General features: G+C 47.4%; 5 protein-coding genes. 2 read left to right on the top strand and 3 right to left on the bottom strand.

Annotated features, from left to right (window positions below):
- A partial coding sequence (locus tag V2H45_RS24295; RefSeq protein WP_330486278.1) for an efflux RND transporter permease subunit occupies window positions 1-736 on the top strand: 736 nt, incomplete at its 5' end.
- Window positions 737-738: 2 nt separating this feature from the next.
- Complete coding sequence (locus V2H45_RS24290; RefSeq protein ID WP_330486277.1) at window positions 739-3,234, top strand: CHAT domain-containing protein; 2,496 nt, start codon at window positions 739-741, stop codon at window positions 3,232-3,234.
- Here the strand turns inward: V2H45_RS24290 and V2H45_RS24285 are convergent.
- The 3 genes from V2H45_RS24285 to V2H45_RS24275 form a co-directional block, all read right to left on the bottom strand.
- The gene (locus tag V2H45_RS24285) at window positions 3,209-3,484 is read right to left on the bottom strand and encodes a hypothetical protein (protein WP_330486276.1); all 276 of its coding nucleotides are present in this window, start codon (window positions 3,482-3,484) and stop codon (window positions 3,209-3,211) included. The genes V2H45_RS24290 and V2H45_RS24285 overlap by 26 nt on opposite strands.
- A 111-nt stretch (window positions 3,485-3,595) precedes the next feature.
- A complete protein-coding gene (locus V2H45_RS24280) occupies window positions 3,596-4,000 on the bottom strand; it encodes a Uma2 family endonuclease (RefSeq protein WP_330486275.1) in 405 nt (134 codons plus the stop codon).
- A 106-nt stretch (window positions 4,001-4,106) separates the two neighbouring features.
- Entirely contained in the window at window positions 4,107-7,022 is a 2,916-nt protein-coding gene (locus tag V2H45_RS24275; RefSeq protein WP_330486274.1) for a CHAT domain-containing protein, read from the bottom strand.
- Window positions 7,023-7,092 lie beyond the last annotated feature (70 nt).

The following is a 7,092-nucleotide window of genomic DNA, read 5'->3' as shown; positions in this document are numbered from 1 at the left end:
CTCAACGCTGATGCCTTTTCTAATGCTCTCAATCTTTTGTCCTGTACTTAGGATTTTTGGTTTAGGGATTGTGATCGTGTTTCTGGTGATGGCTGCCCAATATGAGAACTATCTCGATCCACTGATTATCATGCTGACCGTGCCCTTGGCGATTTTAGGCGCACTCTTGGCAACGAAACTGCGGGGCTTCTCTAATGATGTCTATACCCAAATCGGATTTGTGATGCTGATCGGTATGGCAAGTAAGAACGCCATTCTAATTGTGGAATTTGCCAACCAACTGCGCGAAAAAGGGCTAAGCATCAGTAAGGCGGTCGTAGCAGCCAGTGCCGCCCGTTTGCGACCGATCTCGATGACGGCTTTGGCGACAATTATTGGGGCTTTTCCCCTCGCGATCGCCACAGGGGCAGGAGCAGCTTCGCGCCAGTCTCTGGGTACTGTGATCATTGGCGGTATGATTGTAGCGACCGTCCTGAGTCTGTTTGTCGTGCCCGTGTTGTACATCACGATTAAAACCATTGAAGATCGGGTCAGACGTGGCTTGTATAAGCCCAAACCCGCTCTGGCAGGGGCAGGCGTGGATGGCAATGCTGATAGTCATTCGGGTGCTAGCTCGGAAGGTAGCATGAATGGAGAAGTGCATTCTGAATCCCAAGAGAATGGTGGCGGTAATCGCGATCTGCATGGCAAACCCAAGCAAGAAGGGGAAGAACAAAAGCCTTCCAATAAAGAGTAAGTATGCTGAGAAATAGCGTGGATCGAGCTATGCCGATCGCAAATCAGAAACAAGGCAAGATGGGAAAGGGGGCTGAGATCGCGCTTTCTTCTCTAGTTGTTTACCTTTCTCCTTTTGCCTTTAGTCTTTTTCCCGCTATCTCAGCTACGGTGTCCCCCACCCCAATTCAACCAGCATCGCCAGCTAAATCCCCAGCACAAACGCTATTTGACCGAGGAGCAGAACAGTATAAAGCCAACCAGTTTGAAGCCGCGATTCAGACATGGCAAAAAGTCCTCCAACTTTACCAACAGCAAAACGATGCTAAAGGCGAACTCTCGGTTTTAGAGGCGATCGGATTAGCCTATCGATCGCTAGGGAACTCTAAACAAGCGATCGTCTATTACCAAAAGCAATTGGTCATAGCTCGCAAACTTGGCGATCGCTCTGCCGAAGCAAATTCCCTCGGAAATCTAGGGAATAGCTATCGTTCCTTGGGGGACTATGGCAAAGCGATCGAATCGCATCAGCAGGGATTACGGGTAAGACAAGAAATTAAAGATCGGGCTGGAGAAGGAATCGTTCTATCTAGTTTGGGGACTATCTATTTCAATTTAGGGAACTACAATAAGGCAACGGAATATCTGGAACAGAGTTTGCAAATCGCTAAGGATGTTGGCAATAAAATTGGCGTTGTGCTGACGCTTACAACCTTAGGTGCGATTTCCAGCGCTCAAGAGGACTACAAGCAGGCGATCGAATACTACGAACAAAGCCAAATCGAAGCCCAGAAAATAGGCTTTTTTGAAGCAGAAGGAAATGCTTTAAATAACTTGGGTGGGATCTATCATATCAAGGGTGACTTCCAAAAAGCGATTGATTATTATCAAAAAGCCTTGGCGATCGCGCAAAAAAAGCAAAACCTTCGCTTAGAAGCTGCTGCCAATGGTGGGATTGGACTTGGCCATGTCAGTCTCAAAGAATATGCTAAGGCATTGAAGTTTCAAGAAAAAAGCTGGCAAATTGCCCATCAAATCGGCGATCGCCAATTGGAGGCATCGACATTAAATAATTGGGGCTATAGTCTTTGGAATCTCAAAAAATATAAGGAAGCCGAACAGAAATTTCGAGCCTCTCTAGAAATTTTAGAATCTCTGCGCGACAATTTAGGCGATAGTGACAAGGTTTCAATTTTTGACACCCAGATTCATGCCTATAACCTCTTGCAACAGATTCTCGTCGCTCAAAATCAAAACGAAGAGGCATTAGAAATAGCCGAACGCGGTCGATCGCGTGCCTTTGCCGAACTTTTGTCGCGCCGTATCGCTAGCAAAGACCCAACAAAAGCCCAAGCCCAAAATCAACTGCCAGCGATTAAATCGCCTACGATCGCGCAAATCAAAGCGATCGCTAAAGCCCAAAATGCGACCCTCGTAGAATATGCTCTCATGCCTGATGATAGCTATCTCGTACAGGGGAAACTCAAGGGAACTTACCACAAACTATTTATTTGGGTGGTTAAACCCTCTGGTGAGGTGGCTTTTAAACAGGTGGATCTAACCACGTTAGAGGATTCTCTCGTAGATACGATTAGCGATCTGCGTGGGGCGATTACTTCTAGGAATGGAGAACCGATTTCTAGTAAGAACCCAGTACGTAAAGCCTATCCTTGGTTGCGTACCCTCGATACACTGTTGATTCAACCGATCGCGGAGCTACTGCCCACAGATCCCTCGGCAAGGATTATTTTCATCCCTCAAGGGGAGCTGTTTCTGATTCCATTTCCTGCGCTTTTAGATGCTTCGGGCAAACATCTGATTGAGAAGCACACGATTCTTACGGCTCCAGCAATTCAAGTTCTCGACCTCACCCGTCAAGTTAGACAACAGGTAAGATTGGCAAATCTGCAAGATATTCTCATTGTTGGCAATCCGACCATGCCTAGTATCGGTATCCCTCCAATACAACTTCCCAATTTACCGGGTGCGGGAACCGAAGCCAAGGCGATCGCGACTTTGTTTGACACTTCTTTTTTGACGGGCGATCGCGCAACGAAAGCTGAGGTGGTAAAACGCATGCTCTCAGCCAGGATCGTGCATTTGGCAACCCACGGATTGCTCGATGAATTTAAGGGATCTGCGGATATTCCTGGGGCGATCGCCTTGGCTCCCGACCAAAGCGATCGGGGACTACTCACCTCTAGCGATATTTTACAACTGCGCTTGAATGTGGAATTAGTGGTGCTGAGTGCCTGTAATACGGGACGGGGATTGGTTACGGGGGACGGGGTGATTGGCTTGTCGCGTTCTCTAATTACCGCAGGGGTTCCGAGTGTGGTGGTGTCGCTATGGTCAATTCCTGATGCTCCGACAGCAACGTTAATGACTGAGTTTTATCAGACCTTAAAGAGCAAGCCCGATAAGGCTCAAGCGTTGCGTCAAGCCATGTTGGCAACGAAAGCGAAGTTCCCCGATCCTGTTAACTGGGCTGCGTTTACCCTAATCGGCGAGGCTGAATGAGTCGTAAGTCCATGCCCAACTCCATTGCTAAATTCCGCACAAACACCTCAAACATCGCTCGTGCAAACTCATGAATCTCTAAGGGCATCATTACCTCTAACTTGTCGCGATCGAAGGTCAGCCGTGCCGATCGCCTTTTACCTAATGCTCCAGCGATCGCTTGATAAGCCTGCCAACTAGGACAAAAGAGCGTTACTCGTTTTTCCCCAATTGCGGCTTGGACTGGCTCTTGGATTAATGCGGTAATCACTAGGTTATGTTCTCCAACGCGATCGGACTCTTAATACAAATAAAGGCGCTATCATCGCTCGATCCATCATAAGCTCAAAAACATATGGCTTTATTTCTTGTAACCAATTCGTTAAATTCCTGCTTTTGCAAAAAACTGTTCTGCGGTTACTGCTAAATCTGGAAATAACTCATCGCTCAAGATCGAATCGCTGCCTCTATAGGTCTCAGGAGGGCGATCGGGAAAGAAGATTGTAAAAGTTCTTTGGCTCGAATCGATAACCCATACTCGCAATACCCCTGCATTCAAATAATCCCCAGCCTTCGCTACAAATTCGCGAAATGTCTGTCCCTCTGACATAATCTCGATGACCAACTCAGGTGGTACAGGACAAAGCTCATTACCTACATCATTCGGTAAACGTTCTATCGAAATATAGGTCAAATCGGGAACGGGACACCAATCCTGTTCGTTGCATTTCATTCTTGAATTGGCGAGCCTTTGCTTTTGCCATAATGTAGGGATATCCCTGCCCAATATTTAAGAAGTTCCGATCGCATAGCAATGTTTAAAGAACTTGCGATCCTTAAATTTGGGCATCATGGGATTAAGTGGGGAATGACAACTCCTATGTAGATACGAACTACAATCCATTCCCAATCAGAACGAAAGCAGACCAGTAATAGGGATGATTAAAATTAATCTCTCCTTGCTTTATCGATTTACGAATCATGCTTAGCTGTGCCTCTCTGAGCGAAGCTGACGTGCTGGTATTTCCCTTTTGCAAATTGCCGTACAGCGCTTCCATTAACAACTGCGTGCCGCCATCGGATACTGTCCAGAGAGAAGCGATCGAAGCCTTTGCCCCCGCACGCTGCACCTGATAGCCAAAACCGAGGATTTCAGCACCATTGCCTAAACTGCCTACGCCCGTCTCGCAGGCACTGAGAACGACTAGATCGGTATCTTTGAGCTGCCAGTTATTAATCTCGGCGAGGGTGACTTTGCTGCCATCGCCAAACAACACGTAGGAATCTAACGGACTGCTAGATTTAAATTCGGCATGGGTGGCGAAGTGAACGATCGCGTTGCCAGAAACTTTATCTTTACTGGCTTGGGCTGTGAAAGCTTGCTCGACGAGTTTAGTCGTATTTGGGAATGAAGTTTGAATATTTTCGACTTCGGGGATGGTAGCAGGCAAACCGTTTGCTCCAAATCGTCTTTCTCCATTTTTTCCGCCAAATGCACCTGCAAAGATGCGAATGTTGGATTGAGGTTTGCTATCTGAATCGAAGAGGCTATAGGCAATCAGGTTGTCGATGCGATATTTCTCTACCAACCACTGTTTGCCATCGTACAAAGCAGCAAGGGGAATGTAGCGCAAGATGCCATCGGGTGCATAGAGAATGGTGGTAGCGTTTGCTTGTTTGAGATCCGCTTCGATGGGTTTAATGAGAATGTTGTAAAGCTTTGGGCTAGAGTTTTTGATATCTAGGGAAGTATAGTCTCGCAAGTCAGAACGCACATCTGTAACGAGTTTCTCTAGATCGGCTTTTTTGATGGGAACGGTGCGATTGATGGGGAAGGTATTGGCAGAGAAGACGATCAGTTCTAATCGGTTGTCGAGAATTAAGGGATAGAGTAGGACAGCTCCTTTGGGTAGTTTTTGTAGGTAGTCAGGGACTTTGTTGATTTCCGATTCTGGTAATAGCTGGATCTGTCTGGCAAGTTGGCGGTTGAGTTCGGGGATTTGCTCAAAGCTCATCGCTGATAGCTGACTGCTCATCGCTTTCTCGGGCGCTAAAAGTTCGACGCCCTTTGCCGCACGATCGCTACCTTTGATGTTTTTGAGATAGTCTTCGAGTTCTTGGATTTTGAGCAAGTCAACAACCTGTAATGCTTCGGTGACTCGCCCTTGTTTGAGTAGAAGATCGATGAGACGGCGATAGCTACCAGAAATAGTTTCTAAATAGGATTCTTGTATATCTGTATCGAGGTTGCGAATGTCTTTGCGGATAGATTCTCGCACTTTGACGGATTGCTTGTAGTAAAGAATGGCAAGATTAGGTTGTTTTTTGATTGCCAGTGCAAATCCGATATTGCTGAGGGTTCGCCCTTCGCCTTCCCTGTCTTCGATCTCCCTCGCGATCGCTAAATCTTGCAGAAGGTACTCGATCGCTTTGTCGTACTTGCCGAGGGAACCGTAAGCAACTCCCAGACTTCCCAGCGCTTCGCCTTCACCCCCTCTGTTTTTGATTTCCCGCGCGATTGCTAAGTTCTGTTCTAGGTAATCGATTGCTTTGTCGTATTTGCCGAGGGAACCGTAATCGGCACCCAGATTTCCTAGCGCTAAGCTTTCACCCCTTCTGTCTTTAATTTCCCTCGCGATTACTAATCTTTGCTCTTGGTACTCGATCGCTTTGTCGTACTTGCCGAGGTTTCGGTAAGTAACTCCCAGATTTCCCAGCGCTAAGCTTTCACCCCTTCTGTCTTTAATTTCCCTCGCGATCGCTAAGCTTTGTTCTAGGTACTCGATCGCTTTGTCGTATTTGCCGAGGGATCTGTAAGCGTTTCCCAGATTTCCTAGCGCTGAGCTTTCGCCCCTTCTGTCTTTGATTTCCCTCGCGATCGCTAAGCTTTGTTCTAGGTACTCGATCGCTTTGTCGTACTTGCCGAGGGAACCGTAATCGGCACCCAGATTTCCCAACGCTGAGCTTTCACCCCTTCTGTCTTTGATTTCCCTCGCGATCGCTAATCTTTGTTCTTGGTACTCGATCGCTTTGTCGTACTTACCGAGGTTTCGGTAAGCAACTCCCAGATTTCCCAACGCTAGGCTTTCACCCCCTCTGTCTTTAATTTCCCGCACGATCGCTAAGCTTTGTTCTTGGTACTCGATCGCTTTGTCGTATTTGCCGAGGGATCTGTAAGCGTTTCCCAGATTTCCTAGCGCTGAGCTTTCGCCCCTTCTGTCTTTGATTTCCCTCGCGATCGCTAAGCTTTGTTCTAGGTACTCGATCGCTTTGTCGTACTTGCCGAGGGAACCGTAATCGGCACCCAGATTTCCCAACGCTGAGCTTTCACCCCTTCTGTCTTTGATTTCCCTCGCGATCGCTAATCTTTGTTCTTGGTACTCGATCGCTTTGTCGTACTTACCGAGGTTTCGGTAAGCAACTCCCAGATTTCCCAACGCTAGGCTTTCACCCCCTCTGTCTTTAATTTCCCGCACGATCGCTAAGCTTTGTTCTTGGTACTCGATCGCTTTGTCGTATTTGCCGAGGGAACCGTAAGCAACTCCCAAATTTCCGAGCGCTAAACCCTCTCCTTGACGGTTGCCGATCTCTCGGTATATCTGCAATGCTTGCTGAAAAGACTGCAATGCTTGCTCGCACTGCCCAGTTTGACATTGTTGAATTCCTTGTTTTCTCAGTCGCTCTGCCTCAGCCTTGCGCTCTTGTATCGTTTGGGCAGAAGCAGTCTCTAGAGGATAGAGGGTAGAGACCTGGCAGAAGGAGAGAGAAAGCGCGATCGCAGTAACACCAAATTTCAGGCAAGAGCGCATCGCACGATTCTCCTAGAGGGCATCTCTAAAAATACAAACAAGAGTAGGAAGGGATTTGAGGAAAATGAGG

Source organism: Tumidithrix elongata BACA0141 (assembly GCF_036349135.1).
Lineage (GTDB): Bacteria > Cyanobacteriota > Cyanobacteriia > Pseudanabaenales > Pseudanabaenaceae > Tumidithrix > Tumidithrix elongata.
The sequence above is the reverse complement of the archived record's forward strand: the minus strand, read 5'-3'. Positions and strand labels throughout refer to the sequence as shown.